Genomic DNA, 17,230 nt, shown 5'->3' with positions numbered 1-17,230 from the left:
TACAACTATGAAAAAGATATATTTCATTATAGCCTTGCTTTTTGCAGGCAATCTTGCCGTGGCGCAGACGAGTGTCTGGCATGGCGGCCGCGAAATGTGGACGCGCGGCGAAGGAACCGAAGAAAGTCCTTATCTTATTGAAAGTGCCGATCAGCTGGCCATGCTTTCGTATGTGGTCAACAAAGGCTTCAGTACGAAAGATTTGTATTTTAAACTTACCACAGATATTGACCTCAATGGCAGTGAAGACCTGCGTTGGGATCCTATTGGTTCATTCTATTATTATGAAGATGGTTGCGAAAGGGAAGATAAACATGTTGCTTATAGTTATTTTTCGGGCAATTTCGATGGCGGTGATTATGCCATTTCCAATATTTATGTGGATTGCAAGAGTTATGCTGGACTGTTTGGCAAAGTGTCTGACACTATCGTATTGAAAAATATCCGTATTGTCAGTGGTTATATTAAAGGAGAGGATACGGGCGGCATTGTCGGCTTAGTGTCTAGTTATTCGCGGGCCTTGATCTCTGATTGCACTAATTATGCTGAAATATACGGAACAGGAATGGCCGGAGGCATTGTCGGTCAAGGAGGCAGTGTGAAACGCTGCAACAACAAAGGAAAAGTAACGGCGGAATATTCCGCAGGCGGTATTGCAGGATCCAATAGCAGAATTGAGCAATCTTATAATACAGGTGATGTGATTTCGAAAGGAGCCATTGCAGGAGGCATCGTTGGCAGCATCATGGGCATAAGAAACATTGAAAACTGCTACAACACCGGTTCTGTTACTGCGTTGGCGGAAGGAAAAGTTGAAGCAAAAGGTTGTGGCGGCATTTTGGGCCTAGGGTACAGTACTTCGGATGGCATTAATCTCCACAATTGCTACAATGTTGGCGACATTGATGGGCTGGATGGCTTTACGGGCGGTGTTGTCGGACAAGGAGCCGGAATGGATTCTGTAAGTAATTGCTATTATCTGAATACTTGCGGGGCAAATGGATTAGGTGTTGCAATGGCTGAAGATGCCATGCGGACACCTGATTTTGTGGCCACGCTCAACGATAATACCGATGTATGGAATATGGATGAAGAAAACCATAACAGCGGTTTCCCAATCCTCATGGGACTTGATATGGCAGTTGACGAAGTGTCGGAAAACGGTTTCGTAGTTTATCCAAATCCTACGCAAGGCACTTTGTGCATCGAAGGCGGACACTTCGAAGAAGTTGAAATATTCAATGTGTTGGGCGTGAGAGTCATGCAACGCAATTTGCATGGCTGCGACGGAACGGCAACATTGGATGTCAGCACTTTGACCGATGGGCTTTATCTGCTTCGCGTCACCGATGCACAAAAAGCTTATCGCATCTGCCAATTTGTCGTCAGGCATTGAAAATAGTAGAGACGTAGCACGCTACGTCTCTACAGAATTCTAAATGTCAGTCGTTTTCCTGAGAATGAAGGAATGCTGCTGCAAGTTGATTGATGGCGTTAGCATTGAAGGGTTCCAATTGCATTTCCTTGGGTTCAAGGTTTAATAGAAATTGCATGTATGTTGGCAGAGTCAAAACTCCATTTTCCCGGCCAATGTTATAGTTGCCGAACTTAAAGGCTTGGCTGATGTGGTATTTTTCGGGATGTTTCATGACGGTTGACAGACTTTTGGCTTGTGTTGAATTGGCTTTGACTTCCACAGGAACGCATTGATTGCCATAGCGAATCAAAAAGTCGAGTTCAAGGCCCGAATCCTTATGGTAATAATAAAGGTTTTGCTGTTTTTTGTGCAGCGTTTCGGCCATTAGGTTTTCGAAAATAGCTCCTTTAAATCCGCCAAGATTTCCTTGAAGAATGTCTGCGCGGGTAGAAGCTCCTAACATTGTAATTAAAATACCGATGTCGGTGACATAAACCTTGAATACATTATCGATAGCGTTCCCTTCCAATGGCAATTCGGTTATTTCAGTGTTGTAGCATCGCTGCACAATGCCTGCGTCTTCAAGCCATTGCAATGAACCGAGATACATTGAACTTCTTCCGCCAGGCTTGACATTGGAAAACTGAAATTTCTTGTTTTCTTTTGACAATTGCCGTGGCACCGACTCGAAACATTCCCTGATGCGTGGCTTGTCATCGTCTGAAGCATATTTAACCATGTCGTCTTTGTATTCCCTGATGATTGACTTGAGAACTTTATCAACTTCTCCCATGTTGTTGGTTTCCAACAATTTGTTTACTGCTGATGGAAGCCCTCCTACGGCGATGTAGCGGTAAAGCAAATTTTTCATTGCAACATGAATCCCTTCCGGCACTGGGTTTTCGGATTGGAAACATCTTTTCAAGACGTCAATCACTTCGCTGCTGATACCGTTTGCCCACAAAAACTCTTCGAAATCAAGAGGATACATTTCGATAATGGTTTCATAACCGACGGGAACGGAATTTTTTCCTAAAAGGATGTCCTCTTGTTGCTTCTTTGCTTTCTTTTGTTTTTCTCCGTAACCTGAAATGCCTAAAAGAGAGCCTGTTGCAATCACATCGAAACGGCCATCTTCCTTAAAGAACTTGAGTGAAGTGCGGGCATCGGGACAATCTTGGATTTCATCGAGAATGATGCAGGTCTTGTTTGGTACGAATCTGGCATTGGACATTTGTGAAGAGAGATTGAGCAGAATGTTTTCTACGTCCTTTGAGCCGTTAAAAGCCATAATCCGTTCCGGCTGTTTGATGAAGTTTATATAAACGACATGCTCGTAGTTGCTGTTTGCAAATTCCATGGCGATAAAGGTCTTCCCACATTGGCGTATGCCCATGATGACCAATGGATTATGACCTTGTGCTTGTTTCCATTTTAACAATGTATTTTCGATTTTTCTTGCAAGCATCTTGTTTGTAGAGTTTTAACGCTGCAAAATTACACTTTTTCAAATGACTTTTTTATAAATTCTACATTTTTTCAAACGACTTTTTGCCGAATGTGTACATTTTTTCAAGCCACTTTCGTTTTGCGGTTATCTATATGGAAAATTCATTTGGGTATGTCGTTTCTGCCCGTTCCCCCTTAGGCATTGAAAATAGTAGAGACGTAGCGCGCTACGTCTCTACAGAATTAGGACACGGAAAATGTTTTGCCCGCAAAACGAATCCGTGTCAATCCGTTTAATCCGTGTTCGATTTAATATTATCCGTGTTATAGGCTGAAAAACGCCTTCAGCACTTCCCGTGCATCAGCCAGTTTGTCCTCCCAGTGTTTCACGGAGTTTTGTCCAATGACGTCGGTGACGCATTTCACGGAGACGAAAGGAATGTTCATTTCGTGGCAAACCGTGGCTTCGGCGAAGGCTTCCATATCGACTACATCGCCTTCCAAATCGGCCAATTCGGTGACGAAACTGTCGCCCGTGTTGCAGGTTCCGTATTCCTTGACTTTCTCCAAAAACGGCAGACCTTTAATAGGTTCGAATTGATATTCGCTTTCAATGCAGTCAATGCTGACTTTCCGTAAATCCCTGTCAACAAAACGGTTGCAGACGATAATGTCGTCGACATTGTGTCTTACGGTTCCAGCCGTTCCGAAATTGATGACCATGTCAGGCTTGATTTCGCAAATGGCTTTGGTGAGATGAAATGCGGAAAGGGTTTTGCCCACACCGCCCTGAATGAAATGGATTTCGGCATTTGGAAGCTCAAATTTCACGGCTTCCTGCTCAATGGCGCAAATGGCTATGATTTTCATAGATTGTTTGGATTAGATTTAATTAAAGCACAAAAGTACATTTTATTTTGCAACAAAGGACGGAAATTGGAAAATATTCCGTTTCTTTGCAGCCGCTTTTTGAGCTTGTATTTTTTTAATTAAATATTTAGTAATTAGTTAGATATGAATAAGTTTTTCAGTACGGTTGCCCAAACATTGGGCACCAAAAAGTTCTGGGTCGAACTCATTATCATGACCTTGGGCATGCTTTTGACCGCAGCAGCCGTCTATTATTTCCTTGTCCCGAGTAAACTGATTGTGGGAACCATTTCGGGTTTCTCCATTGTGTTGTGTGGCATTTTTGAGAACATGGGCATTCATCTTAGCCTCTCTGTCGTCATCATGGTCATCAATGCCATTCTGCTCGTTTTGGCTTATTTCCTTATCGATAAGGAGTTTGGTGCCAAGACGGTTTATTCGGCCATGATTCTCGGTCCTTTGACCGATTTTTGGAATGCCGTTTTGCCTTGGCAGACTTTTGCCACCGATAATCCTGTCACCGGCGCACAGTCAGTCATGGGTGACCCTTGGTTCGACCTTTGCTGCTTCGTGTTGATGTTGAGTGCGGCTCAAGCCATCATGTTCTCTATCAATGCTTCAACAGGCGGCCTCGATATTTTGGCAAAAATCGTGAACAAATACTTGCACTTCGATATTGGTAAATCGGTGAGCATTGCCGGTGCCATCATCTGCCTTTCGGCTTTCGCCATCAATCCTTTCCGTATGGTCGTCATCGGTTTGATTGGTACCTGGATTAACGGCCTTGTGGTCGACTATTTCACGGCAAGCCTCAACAACCGTAAGCGTGTCTGTGTCGTTACGAAAGACTACGACCGTGTCCGTCGTTACATCATCGATGACCTGAAACGCGGCTGCACGCTTTACGAAGTGATTGGCGGTTACACCAACGAAAAATCCATCGAATTGGAAGCCCTTTTGACCAAAGACGAGTTCTCATCGCTGATGGAATTCCTTAACAAGAACGAAATCAACGCTTTCACCACGGCAGGCAATGTGAGCGAAGTTTACGGCCTTTGGGCAAAAGACAGGAAGAAATCGAAGAAACATGCCGAGTCACGATAAGTGTCTCAGGTTAGTAAAGTTGAAAGTCACGGTCAGTTCTGACCGTGACTTTTTTTCTCCACGCAGGAGCTGTCTGTTAATCAGTGTCATAATTTGTATTTTTCATTAAAGCCAAAACCGTCTCTAATAAACGATTTATTCTTACCTTTGCGGCAAAATTGGTCCGATGCGCCGCAAAGGTTTTTATATCATATTTTTGCTGTTGACAGCCTTTTTGCTCTCTTCCTGTTCCCTGAGGCATCATGTCCCTCAAGGTCAATATCTTGTCAGGCAGAACTATATCATCATTGACTCGGCAAAATTCGATGTCAGCGAATCGGAGCTTTCCAATTACATCACCCAGAAACCTTACAGAGGCCTCATAAGCCTGAATCTGAAGCCGTGGGTTTATTATGTCACGAAAGACAAGACCGACAAAAAAACAATGAGATGGCTGAACGAAACCGTAGGACAGGAACCGTTTTATTACGAAAAGAACAGTGCCGACTACTCTTCACAGCAAATGGAACGCTACCTCGACCATGTCGGATATTTCAATTCAAAAGTCACGAATTCGGTTAAGACACGACGGTTCAAGGCTTTTGTCATCTATAATGTGAAATTGGGGCGGCCCTATACCATCAACGCTTTTAAATACGAAATTTCTGACACGCTGATTTCCAGATATGTGCATCGCATTGCACCTGCTTATCCCATCAAGGAAGGTGACATTTACGATGAATACAAGCTAAACGAAATCCGCGACCAGATTACGGAAATGATGCGCAACAGAGGCTATTACTATTTCACACGCGACAACATCACTTACGAAGTGGACAGCAATTTTCACAACCACACGCTTTCCGTCACCATGAAAATTGCCGACATGAAAAACGAAGCCGACGGCTCCACGCAGCCCCACAAACAATACGTCATCAACAGCATCAGCATTTATCCCAATTACATCTTGAATTATCAAGGTGTTGAACCGACAAGCACCGACAGCATCACTGTCGAAGTGGGACGTAAAAAAGAGCCTAACAAGCTTAAATTCTATTATTTCGGCAAGCCCATGATAAAGCCGCAGACCTTTTCGCAAGCCATTCAGATTCAGACGGGAATGCCATACAGTTTGCGGCGCGTCACCCAAACCTACAATGCCCTCAACAATTTCAAGGCTTTCAACAACATCAACATAACCTTCGACACGGTGCCCAATGCCCCCGACACCGCCAACCTTTTGGATTGCCGCATCACGATGCAACAAGTCGACAGGCATTCCTACACGTTTCAGTTGGAAGGCACACGAGCCGAAAGCGACCTCGGCATAAAAGGCGGTCTATCCTACACCAACAGGAATATTTTCCGTGGCGCCGAAATCCTGCAGATAAGTCTGAGAGGCGGCCTTGAAGCCCAGAAAGTCATCAGCCTCGACACGTTAGACCGTGCCGACAAACTGTTCAACACGAAAGAATTCGGTCTCACGGCAAGTCTCATTTTCCCGAAATTCCTTAGTCCTTTCCCTTTGCGCAATTTTGCTCGCGACTATCAGCCAAAGACAAACATCACGCTCGGTTTTAACGGACAAGTCAGGTATTACTACACCCGGTACATCATTCAGGCTTCCTACGGTTTCGATTGGAAAAGCAACATGCGTCTACAGCACTTCCTTACCCCGATTTATCTCAATACGGTGAAAATCAGCAATCTGAATAAAGATTTCAAGCGGATTCTCGACCAAGAATACAATCAAAGGAAAAAAGACCAATACACCGACCATTTGATTTTCGGCCTACGTTATTCATTCGTCTACAATACGCAAAACCTATACCGCAAAGGCAGTTTCATCTATTTGCGCACCGATTTCGAAACAAGCGGGAACCTCATTTCGCTTTTCAACAAGACAAACCTTATCGATGAAAACGAAGCCCACCATGAATTGTTCGGCATACGCTATGCGCAATATGTCAGAGGTAATTTTGATTTCAGGCAGCACATCCTGATTCACAACGAAACGTGGCTCGTTTTCCGTGAACAGATAGGCCTTGGCATTCCATTTGGAAACTCGAAAGACATGCCTTTCGAACGCAGTTTCTATGCCGGAGGTGCCAACGGGATGCGCGGTTGGCGTTACCGCAGCTTGGGACCTGGTGCCTATATACCCACACAAAACGATTTGGAACAAATCGGTGACTTGCAGTTGGAAATGAACGCCGAATTCCGTTTCCCGATCTACGACATCGTAAAAGGTGCCGTTTTTGTCGATGCCGGAAACGTGTGGACCTACACTGCCAACGAAGCCTTGCCTGACGGCAATTTCGAGTTCGATACTTTTTACAAGCAATTGGCTATGGATGCGGGTATCGGCTTGCGATTCGACATAAAATTCATTGTCCTCAGAGCCGACATTGCCATGGCCATGCTCAATCCATACCGCGATGAAAGCGGAAGCCGCTGGCGTTTCAACGGTAAATACCGCAACTGGAACTTCAACATCGGCATTGGCTATCCGTTCTAAATCATGTTCAGCAGGGAAGAATTATTCTGGCGACTGAAAGACTCCTTCGGCTTTGAGCCAACCGAAGGCCAAGCCACCGTTTTGCGCCATCTTTCCGCTTTCCTGCTTTCTCAGAAAGAAAATCCAACTTACATTCTGCGCGGTTATGCCGGAACCGGAAAAACGACTTTGGTGACGGCTTTGGTAGAAACGCTGCCGCAAATCGGCATGAAATACGTGCTGATGGCGCCCACAGGCCGTGCCGCCAAAGTCATCAGCAGCTACACGAAACAGTATGCCACCACCATTCACAAACGCATCTATCAAGTGATGACTTTCCCCGATGGAAGCATCCGTGTTGGCCGCGCCGAAAACAAATTTCAGAACACGCTTTTCATCGTCGACGAAGCCTCCATGATTGGCGAACAGCGCGACTTCGGCAACGCCAGCCTTCTTGACGACCTTTTGTCATACGTCTTCAGCGGCGACAACTGCAAGTTGCTGCTCATCGGCGATGCGGCGCAGCTGCCTCCCGTCGGCAGCGACCACAGTCCCGCCTTGGACATCGACTACCTTAAAAGCGAATTCCCAGTCACCATTGCCACCTACGAACTCACTGAAGTCATGCGTCAGGCTTTGGAGTCGGGCATTCTTTCCAATGCAACGCACCTTCGGCAATTGCTCAACGAAAACCTTTACGAATACGAATTGCCGCTTTTCAACATCAAGGATTTCGGCGACACCACACGCATTGAGCCTGAGACCTTCGAGGAATTGCTCTATCAAGCCTTCGATGCCGAGCACAACACCGAAACCGTAATCATCTGCAAATCAAACAAAAGGACAAATCTTTTCAATCAGGCCATCAGGAGCCGAATCCTGAACATTGAAGGAGAAATCGCCACCGGCGACCGCCTGATGATTGTGAAAAACAATTACTTTTGGGCCGATGGCAACCAGAACATCAGTTTCATTGCCAACGGCGACATGGCCGAGATACGCAAAATCCGCCGTTACGAGGAAATGTACGGATTCCGTTTCGCTGATGTGGAGCTGAGTTTCTTAGATTATCCCGATGCGCCCAATCTGGAAGTGAAAATCATTTTGGACACGCTGAACAGCGAAAGTGCCTCACTGACTGACGAGGAAAGCCAAAGGCTGCACGATGCTGTTGAGGAAGATTACATGGACATTCCGAGCCGCCGCGAACGTTACAAGGAGATGAAGAAAAACCCGTGGTTCAATGCCTTGCAAGTGAAATTCGCCTACGCCCTCACCTGCCACAAGACCCAAGGCGGCCAATGGAAAGACGTGTTCATCGATTCCTCTTTCAACCTGAAAGACGAGTTGGAGAAAGACGATGTCCGCTGGCTTTACACGGCAGTCACACGCGCCCAGGAACGGCTCTATTTTGTAAATTTTAAGGATGAATTTTTCTCCCGCTAATGCCGCTGATTTCCGCAGAGGTTTTTTAAACCACAGATTGCGCTTATTACTTTGATTTTTAACGAATTATAGATTATACAGATTACACAAATTAAATTTCAAATGCGCCCTTCGACAAGCTCAGGGAGCAAAGCGCATAAATTGACATGGATTGGCTGGCGCACGAAAAGAAATTTACTCAAAATTTACTCGAAAAATTTACTCCGAATTTACTCTCTCCCGCCTTGGCGGAATATGATTTTTTTGAACCGTAAATTATCTACGAATTATATCACAAAATACTTTCAGATAAAAAAAGCAAAACGGATCGCCCGAATGGAAAAACATCCAGACAATCCGTTTCATTTGTGTTCGCTTAAATTCGCGATTCTTATTTGAAGATTCCTTTCAGGATTTCTTCCGTAATTTTTCGTGTTGCAGTGGAAGTGGCCGTCTGAGCGGCTTTCTTGGCGGCCTTGCCTAACACCGATTCTTCGCTTTTTTTCGATGATTTTGCCTTTGTGGTTTTCTTCGAGCCGCCAATGCTCTTTGCCACCTGTGTCCCGATGCTGCGGGCAAAACTTGAAGCGGCAGCGCCAATCATCGTGCCCAAAATGGTGCGCTTGATGCCTTTGCTCTTCTTCTCGCTCTTTTCCTTTTCCTTGGCAGCCTTGGCTTCTTCTTTCTCCTTGGCTTTCAAGGCCTTTTCTTCTTCGATGGCCTGCAATTCCTGCTGTTTGGCTTCTTCCAATTGCTGGTTTACTTCGGTCAGCACTTCGTAGGCACTTTCACGGTCGACGTAATTCAGGTATTCCTTGATATGGTCAGGAGCAGCATTCTGAATGTCAAGTCTTTGACCGGCAGTAATGGCACCAATCTGGCTCAAAGGGAAGAGAATCTTGGCACGTTCAACGACTGATGGCGAACCCTTTTCATCCAAGAACGAAACGAGGGCCTCGCCTGTGGCCAAATCCATAATGGCATCCTCGGTCTTAAAGGCCGGATTGACGCGGAAAGTCTGGGCGGCAGCGCGCACGGCTTTCTGGTCTTGTGGCGTAAAGGCACGCAAAGCGTGCTGGACGCGGTTGCCAAGTTGCGCCAAAACATTGGCCGGCACATCGTTCGGCACCTGCGTAATGAAGTAAATGCCAACGCCTTTTGAACGAATCAAGCGGATGACCTGCTCGATTTTATCCACCAAAGCCTTAGAAGTGCCATCGAAAAGCATGTGAGCTTCATCGAAGAAAAACACCAGTTTAGGCAGTTCCAAGTCGCCGACTTCGGGCAGACGCGAATAGAGTCCCGTCATCAGCCAAAGCAGGAAAGTGGAATACAGTTTCGGATTCAGCATCAGTCGGTCGGCGGTCAGCACATTCATCACGCCCTTACCGTTTTCAACGGCAAAAAGGTCTTCGATATTGAATTCCGGCTCACCAAAAAACTTGTCGCCGCCTTCGCTTTCGAGTTGCAGCACGGCACGTTGGATGGCGCCAATGCTTGCAGAAGCAATGTTACCATATTCCGTTGTGAACTTCGATGCGTTTTTGCCCACGAAATCGAGCATCAGGCGCAGGTCCTTCAAGTCGATGAGCAGCAGGTTGTTGTCATCGGCAATGCGAAACACGGCATTCAGCACGCCAGCCTGGGTTTCGTTGAGTTCCATAAGACGGGCCAAAAGTTGCGGTCCCATCGATGAAATGGTGGCACGCATCGGGTAGCCTTGCTCGCCAAACACATCGAAGAAACGTGTCGGGCAGCCGGCAAACTGCGGATTGGAAATGCCAAATTCAGGGCAGCGTTTTTCGATGAAGCTACTCATGGCACCCGCCTGACTGATACCCGAAAGGTCGCCTTTCATGTCGGCCATGAAACAAGGCACACCCGCCTGACTGAACGATTCGGCAATGACTTGCAATGTGACGGTTTTTCCGGTACCTGTTGCGCCAGCAATCAGTCCGTGGCGGTTGGCCATTTTGCCTATCAGGTTGATAGGACCATTCTCGCTATGCGCGATGTATAGTTGATGTTCGTCGGTATACATAATTTTGTATTTAAAAATTCAAAATTTAAGATTTAAAGATTTATATCTGATTATAAATATTTTACATGTTATCATTTCGGCATTTCCTGCATCACTTTACCGTCAAGCAGTTTCCCATTTGCATGTTTATTGCGTTTGACGCCATCGCTGCCCCAAGTGCCCCATTGTTTGAAGAAAAATGCGGCTTCCGATTGTTCTACTTGCGTTTTGATGTTTTCCACCCATTCTTTTGCCATTGGACGTGCTTGCGGTCCACTCTCTCCACCTACAATTACCCAATCTATGCCTTCAAGATTAATCTCTTCCAAGTCTTTAACTAAAGGTTCGCATGATAAAAACTTCACTACTGAGGGCAATTGCCGCAAAAGGTCAATTCTAAACTTTACTTCGGGAGCTTCAACTGTGACCCCCAGCCACACATTTTCAGGTACAGCATGACTCGCAAAATAATTCGCCATTCTCTCTGCTCGCTTGGTCAGGATCTGGTATCGGTGCTGAGGTGTCTCTAAAATAGTTTGCATCACCTTGTCAATAAACCAGTCAGGCACATCCTTATGGAACAAGTCGCTCATTGAGCACACAAAAATATTATGCGACTTCTTCCATGCTTTAGGCTCATCAAGACAGTCTTCATGCAATGTAAGGTTGAATCCGTGAGCATATTTCTCAAGTCCCATAGCTTTAAGCCTACGCGACATCGTTTCGGCATAGCAATGCTGGCAACCCAAAGAATACTTTGTGCATCCCGTAATTGGATTCCAAGTCTTATCTGTCCATTCTATTTTTGTGGTTTTCATAACAAATCGAGCTCTGTGTAAATCCATTCTGTTGAACGACAAAAATCAGCTTAAATTAAAAACTTCAATTAACTTTTTTAATACAGGTTCAAAACCACTATAGTTTGTGAATTTGGAATAATTCTGTTCAATGAATTCTTTGATTTTTTCAGCTGTTGATTTTTTGATGCACCTAAAATCCTTGTGTGTTTTAGACGATGTAACTTGTGCGATTTCGGTCTCATAATCATTTTCATTAAATAAATCTTCAACCATACAGGAATCCACATCTTTAATTGAGCTAACGTCGTTAGGATATTCTGAATCAAAATCCGTACCGTATCCAGGTTGATAAAACAATGGAATGACTTTCGATGCTAAAGATGGATTCGTTTCGGTAATTTGTGATACCTTATTCCAGCCACGCAAACCGCCACTCTTGTTCTTACTTCCATCGTAATCAAACAGAAAAACAACTTTATCTAGTTCATCTATGATACCTCGTATTAATTCATCGTATTTGGCTTCTGTGTCTCCTGTACCACCGATAGAAAGAATGGTCACGTTCTGTTTCAAACGCACAAAAATCGGGTAAGTGGCAGACAATACATCAATGGCTTTTTCTATATACTTTTTATCATACTGTCCTTCAACAAAAAGGATTTTCTTTTTCCAACCAATAATATATGCAGCATCAATTAAGCTAATTGTTCCACCTGACAACTGTTTAACTAGCCTCAATTTGTCAACACTTTCGACCTTACCGTTATTCATAAAACGGACGTTTCCTTCCTTATCTTCGTCAATGAACATTGGAGAATGCGTGGTAAGTACTGAATACCTGTTATCCGTATCAATAAGTTTTAGCATCTCCATTTTCCGTGATACATGAACATGAGAATCTGGCTCATCAAAAAGGCAAAGACTACGTTCGGTAGAGAGAATCTCCATTATTGTAGTCACCACAATCATTTTCTTTTCACCCTCGCTAAGCCCATTTAAACTGCCATGACCATCAATAATAATGTCAACATCACTGATTGGATTATTCCCCCTTTCAGCAGTAGCCTGATACAACAGATTAAACAATGTTGAAGGAGAATCCACATAACCTAAACTATCAACAATTAAGGTAAAATCTTCAACAGAATATACAGCCTTAGCTTTGAGAGCATTGACAAAACGTTTCCCTATAGTCTCTTTCCAATCCTTAAGATTATCATCATTGAATCTTAAATGGATTTGGCAATCGGATGTTTGAATGATACTTTTCAAAAAATCATCCACTGCGGTATTTAAACTACGTGCATATAGCAATGTCAGGAATGCTATATTCCATTGCTTTCGCCCAACTGCCAACATTTTTGGCACTGCAATATTGGGCATAACTGTAATTTGTTGGCAATATTCCTGATAAAATGGCCAATAATGCGACTTCCACATCCTATTGTCCTCACCGCTATATGACGCAACAATATTTCGAGGCAAATGGGTATCAGTAACAGGTGTTCCATTGATTTTGCCATTTTTTATCTCATAAAACTCTCCATTCATTATATATCGCAAAATGTAGTCAAATGGACGAGGTTTGCCTTTATACAAACTGTGGAAGATTTCGCTAATGGCTTCTAAGACATTACTTTTGCCAGAGCCATTCAATCCAATCAAAGTGCAATATTGATCAGTCTGTTCAAAGTCAATGGAAAAATCGTTAAGATTGCGATAGCTGCTAATCCATAATGAATATAATTGAAAATGAGTGTGCTTAATTACATATTTAAATTTGATATGAAGCGGTACATCTAAAGGTGTAAATGGATTGATTGAATTGTCTGTTATTAAATTATTATTTGACAGCCAAGATTTAACTACATTAATTGCAGGTTCTGTTCTTGAAGAACGACCGTATGCATTAAGAATATTCCTTAATGTGATAGTTTCATTCGGCATTTTTGTTTGCTTGATTGATTCAGCAATACTATTTAATTCTTCTTTGGTCATATCTTATTCAAATATTTCATTTTCAAAATCTTTCAATGCCTTGTCGCGCAGGGTGACAGCTTCCTGCTTCAACAATTTGATTCGAGCCTTCATTTCTGAAATATGGTCGACAATTTCTTTTTGGACATCAATGGGAGGAATGGGAATTTGTATATTATTGAAAATCTTTTCATTAATTCTTGGCATTCTTGCTCCACTTGATTGGTCAGATAATTGCTGCTGCACGAAAGAAGAAGCCAAAACATATTTGAAATACAGGGTGTTTATACTCGGTTTGACATGAAACACAAAAAACTCTGAAGAACATACAATATCCGTCAATTGAGTTTCATTGAGCCAATATTTGTTCAGATAGGGACGTAACTTTCCATAAATAAGAAAATCTTGTGGAATCAGTATTGTCTGGCTTTTAATCTCCGAACCTTTGACAACAGGCAAGTCTATCAATTCACCAGTATTCTTTTCAACATTTTCCATTCCTAAATAATGAAAATTGCTATCAGGGAATTTTGCTGTCTCAATACGGATTGCCTTGCCATTCATATCTTCCATGAAATGATCCAAACAGTTTGTAATGCTTACCGTCTCGTATTTCGACTTAGCTTTTGTAGAAGAAATAAAGTATGGTACATCCCATCGTTCCGTATCAGCAAATCTAACAAAGTTTATTCTGTTTTTAAAAGCTGATTTTAAAACACTTGTTCCCAACTCTCCCATCAAGTACTGTTCAATCTCACTTTCAAGCTGCTCAGCTTCAGTTTCTTTAGCTTCAGCCTCAGCTATGGTTTGATTGTATCTGGCAACAATTTCATCTTGTTGAGACTTGGAAGGGAGAGGCACTCGTTGTGCTAGAAATTTCTTAATGTCAATACGCTGTCTATTTGTGGTTCCACTACTACAATCTTGGGCAACTTTTTTAAAATGTTCTGTTGTCGTGACCAACAATAAATATTCAGAATTTAATTTCGAGTTATCAACATTAAATACTGGAAAATCTTGGGTTACAATAGCATTTCCCAAATCTGATGGTACTATGCCAAATGCGCCATTTCGTGCATCAATCTTCGACATGAGGAATTGTCCTTCATGGATTCGATATTGCCTTTTTGTGCCAATATCTTTTCCCAATTTGGGAGTCAAATCACGTGCTTCTATTCCTCCATTGTTTGTATGTACAGTTACTTGAATATATTCTTCTTCGTCCATGATAACGATTGAGTCATCACTACGATGGAGAAAAGACCCAATGGAAAATAACGTATAATTTCGATTATACCCAATCGCCTTTGTGGTGAGATAGAGCACACTCCAGTTCTGCAACTCACTGAACCTGACAAAACTTAATGCGTCCATCATTCCTCATCCTTTCCATAAACGAGTTCCCTCTCGTGGGCTTCACCATTTTGCATTACCGTTTGCCGGTATATTTTGCCTTGGTCATCTTTTCGATAAGACACTTTTCTGGCAGCCGATGTCCATAAATTGTGTTCTTTACGATAGGCCGTAAAAGCCTTGCACACCTCAGGAAGTTCATCGCTGATAGTTGCACCCGTAGTGGAAATGCCTGCATACTTAACCTCAGCGATAGGTATCTCATAATCAAACAGCTCCTTGATGAGCGATACTGTTTCGGCAGCCATGCGCTCTTCAAGGCGCTTCAGCTGATTCTTCAAATCTTTCTTTTCCTCTTTGGATGGGGCATTCTTACCTTTTGCTTCCATTTTTTTAAGCAATTCCAGCTTTTCCACATTGTGGTTGGCTCTCACACGCACGCCAGCGTCTTCAATGGCTCTTTCGTAACGTATGCGTTCTTCGTCTGTAAACTTCTTGAAGAAAAGCAAGCTAGGCTTTACCGTGGCACCGGAAGCAATAAAGACATCTTGCGGTATGGAGACGATGAGCAGAATCTTAGCCTTGCCCTCAATATGCTCGCGGACATTTTGCAGCTTGCTGTTGTTGAGCACACCTTCGGGCAATACGATACCCATACGGCCACCCGGTTTGAGCAAATTGATGCAACGCTCAATAAACATCACCTCGGTCAGTCCGCCGCTCATCTTTCCTGTCTCATATAGATCCCAAAAAGGTTTCCCAATATTATCATTGACTTGACGCAAAGCATTGTCATACTCCTTGCCATAGTGTTCACGATACGCCTTGATTTTGTCTTGGTCGGTAAACCTGTCGGCTTCGTTAATCTTCATATCCTTACTGACACGCTGACCGAAAGGTGGATTAGTGAGAATGACGTCAAAGCGGTTTTCCCAAATGCCATTGACATTCAGCAGGCCATCGTGGTGATGCACGCCACCATGTCCATCGCCGTGCATAATCATATTCATTTTGGCGGTACGAGCCATACGAGGGTTGGCATCGGTGCCAAAAATGCAATTGTACGAAAGATTGCGCAACCGTCCGTTGGGATTGCTCAAGTCGATTTCATAGTTCATCTTGGCAAAAGCATCCGTGACATTCTTGTCAATGTCAGCCTTCTGGCTGTCAGATAATTCTTCGTAATTCTCAGGATAGATTTGGTTTTTAAGTTCTTTTTTATGTTCCGACAATTCGTTTTCTATTTTTTCACGGACATATTCAAAGGCTTTTATCAAGAAACCGCCACTTCCACAACAAGGATCACAAATAAGTTCACCTTCCATAGGATCGAGCACCTCTGTCATAAAATTGACAATAGTGCGCGGAGTAAAAAATTGTCCCAGTTCACCACGGAAAGTCTTGCCCAAGAATTTTTCAAAGGCAATGCCTTTCACATCATCGCTGGTGATGGATAGGTTGTAAACCTCCAGTTCCTTTACTATCTTCTCAAAACTATCCTCTCTGATACGGATGGTTTCTGAGGGTTCAAAAAGGTTGTCGTTCTTGAACTCATCTTTTGTCTGTTGGAACAAGAACTGATAGAACACAGGCCCATCTTTTGGACGATATTTATTATAACTATCTCTGTCTTTTTTAAATGTGTCGAGCGAAAATATCTGAGTTTTAGAATTTTGTCTTTCATAACGTATCTTAATGAACAGGATCTTGCTGATTTCATCAAAGGCTGCTTCGGGCGACAACTTATCATTGTTGCGAATAATATTATGGCAAGTCATCAACATACGGGTGAATTCTTCACGGGTAAATTCACGGGTCTGTTTAAGTATCTCTTGAATCTTTTTTCTGTCATTGGCGACATCAGCCTTGGGAATGTCAGCAATCTCATCCAGTTCCTTAGGCATCTTCGACTTGTCAACCTTGAAGATACGAGTTTCTTTCAAATTGGTGGTGACAAAGAAATCGGCTCCAGCCCAACCTGCATAGTTGTAGCCTTGGAAGTAATCAGCCTGACGTATGGTAACATTTTCTGCCTTGCACTCAACAACAATCAATGGTGAGTTTGACTCCAATTTATCTTGCTCATTTCGCCAAATGACAATATCAGCACGTGCCATACCTTGACCACGCTGGGAGTTGTTGACTTGTATTTCTTGTCCCATCTGATTCAGATTATAGCCATAATAATCAACCAAACGGCAAATATAAGTCTGTCGAACTTCTTCTTCAGGTTTTTGCACCAACCACTTGTTTTTAAGTGGCGCAAATATCATATTGTCTTTTTTCTGCACTTCCATAATTCAACTATTTGTTCAGCAAAAACACCTAAAATTAACAGT

General features: G+C 43.3%; 11 protein-coding genes. 4 read left to right on the top strand and 7 right to left on the bottom strand.

All coding sequences use genetic code 11. The features are described from left to right. Positions 1-7: 7 nt before the first annotated feature. On the top strand, positions 8-1,396 hold the full coding sequence (locus AC06MN_RS06535; protein WP_475671548.1) for a T9SS type A sorting domain-containing protein: 1,389 nt from the start codon (positions 8-10) through the stop codon (positions 1,394-1,396). A 46-nt stretch (positions 1,397-1,442) separates the two neighbouring features. On the opposite strand, the gene AC06MN_RS06530 is transcribed toward AC06MN_RS06535, so the two are convergent. Both AC06MN_RS06530 and AC06MN_RS06525 read right to left on the bottom strand, forming a co-directional pair. After that, the gene (locus AC06MN_RS06530) at positions 1,443-2,885 is read right to left on the bottom strand and encodes an ATP-binding protein (protein ID WP_475671547.1); all 1,443 of its coding nucleotides are present in this window, start codon (positions 2,883-2,885) and stop codon (positions 1,443-1,445) included. A gap of 305 nt (positions 2,886-3,190) precedes the next feature. After that, positions 3,191-3,736 carry a 5'-methylthioadenosine/S-adenosylhomocysteine nucleosidase family protein gene (locus AC06MN_RS06525; RefSeq protein WP_475671546.1) on the bottom strand — a complete coding sequence of 182 codons (546 nt, stop codon included), beginning with the start codon at positions 3,734-3,736 and terminating at the stop codon, positions 3,191-3,193. 144 nt (positions 3,737-3,880) lie between these two features. On the opposite strand from AC06MN_RS06525, the gene AC06MN_RS06520 reads away from it, so the two are divergent. The 3 genes from AC06MN_RS06520 (at position 3,881) to AC06MN_RS06510 (ending at position 8,762) form a co-directional block, all read left to right on the top strand. Further along, positions 3,881-4,840 carry a YitT family protein gene (locus AC06MN_RS06520; protein WP_475671545.1) on the top strand — a complete coding sequence of 320 codons (960 nt, stop codon included), beginning with the start codon at positions 3,881-3,883 and terminating at the stop codon, positions 4,838-4,840. A gap of 166 nt (positions 4,841-5,006) precedes the next feature. Continuing rightward, entirely contained in the window at positions 5,007-7,337 is a 2,331-nt protein-coding gene (gene tamL / locus AC06MN_RS06515) for a translocation and assembly module lipoprotein TamL (protein WP_475671544.1), read from the top strand. A 3-nt stretch (positions 7,338-7,340) separates the two neighbouring features. Then, positions 7,341-8,762, top strand: a complete 1,422-nt coding sequence (locus AC06MN_RS06510) for an ATP-dependent DNA helicase (RefSeq protein WP_475671543.1) — start codon at positions 7,341-7,343, stop codon at positions 8,760-8,762. Between the two features lie 370 nt (positions 8,763-9,132). Here the strand turns inward: AC06MN_RS06510 and AC06MN_RS06505 are convergent, their stop codons facing one another. The 5 genes from AC06MN_RS06505 to AC06MN_RS06485 all read right to left on the bottom strand — a co-directional run bounded on the left by AC06MN_RS06505 (position 9,133) and on the right by AC06MN_RS06485 (position 17,188). Then, complete coding sequence (locus tag AC06MN_RS06505) at positions 9,133-10,782, bottom strand: helicase HerA-like domain-containing protein (protein ID WP_475671542.1); 1,650 nt, start codon at positions 10,780-10,782, stop codon at positions 9,133-9,135. Between the two features lie 71 nt (positions 10,783-10,853). Beyond that, the gene (locus tag AC06MN_RS06500; protein ID WP_475671541.1) at positions 10,854-11,579 is read right to left on the bottom strand and encodes a phage Gp37/Gp68 family protein; all 726 of its coding nucleotides are present in this window, start codon (positions 11,577-11,579) and stop codon (positions 10,854-10,856) included. Positions 11,580-11,624: 45 nt separating this feature from the next. Continuing rightward, a complete protein-coding gene (locus tag AC06MN_RS06495; protein WP_475671540.1) occupies positions 11,625-13,559 on the bottom strand; it encodes an ATP-dependent nuclease in 1,935 nt (644 codons plus the stop codon). A 3-nt stretch (positions 13,560-13,562) separates the two neighbouring features. After that, entirely contained in the window at positions 13,563-14,765 is a 1,203-nt protein-coding gene (locus tag AC06MN_RS06490; RefSeq protein WP_475671539.1) for a restriction endonuclease subunit S, read from the bottom strand. A 146-nt stretch (positions 14,766-14,911) separates the two neighbouring features. Continuing rightward, complete coding sequence (locus AC06MN_RS06485) at positions 14,912-17,188, bottom strand: N-6 DNA methylase (RefSeq protein ID WP_475671538.1); 2,277 nt, start codon at positions 17,186-17,188, stop codon at positions 14,912-14,914. Positions 17,189-17,230 lie beyond the last annotated feature (42 nt).

The sequence above is a fragment of the Candidatus Limimorpha sp. genome (assembly GCF_056203535.1).
Note: the sequence above shows the minus strand (reverse complement) of the source record. Positions and strands in the feature narration are given on the sequence as shown.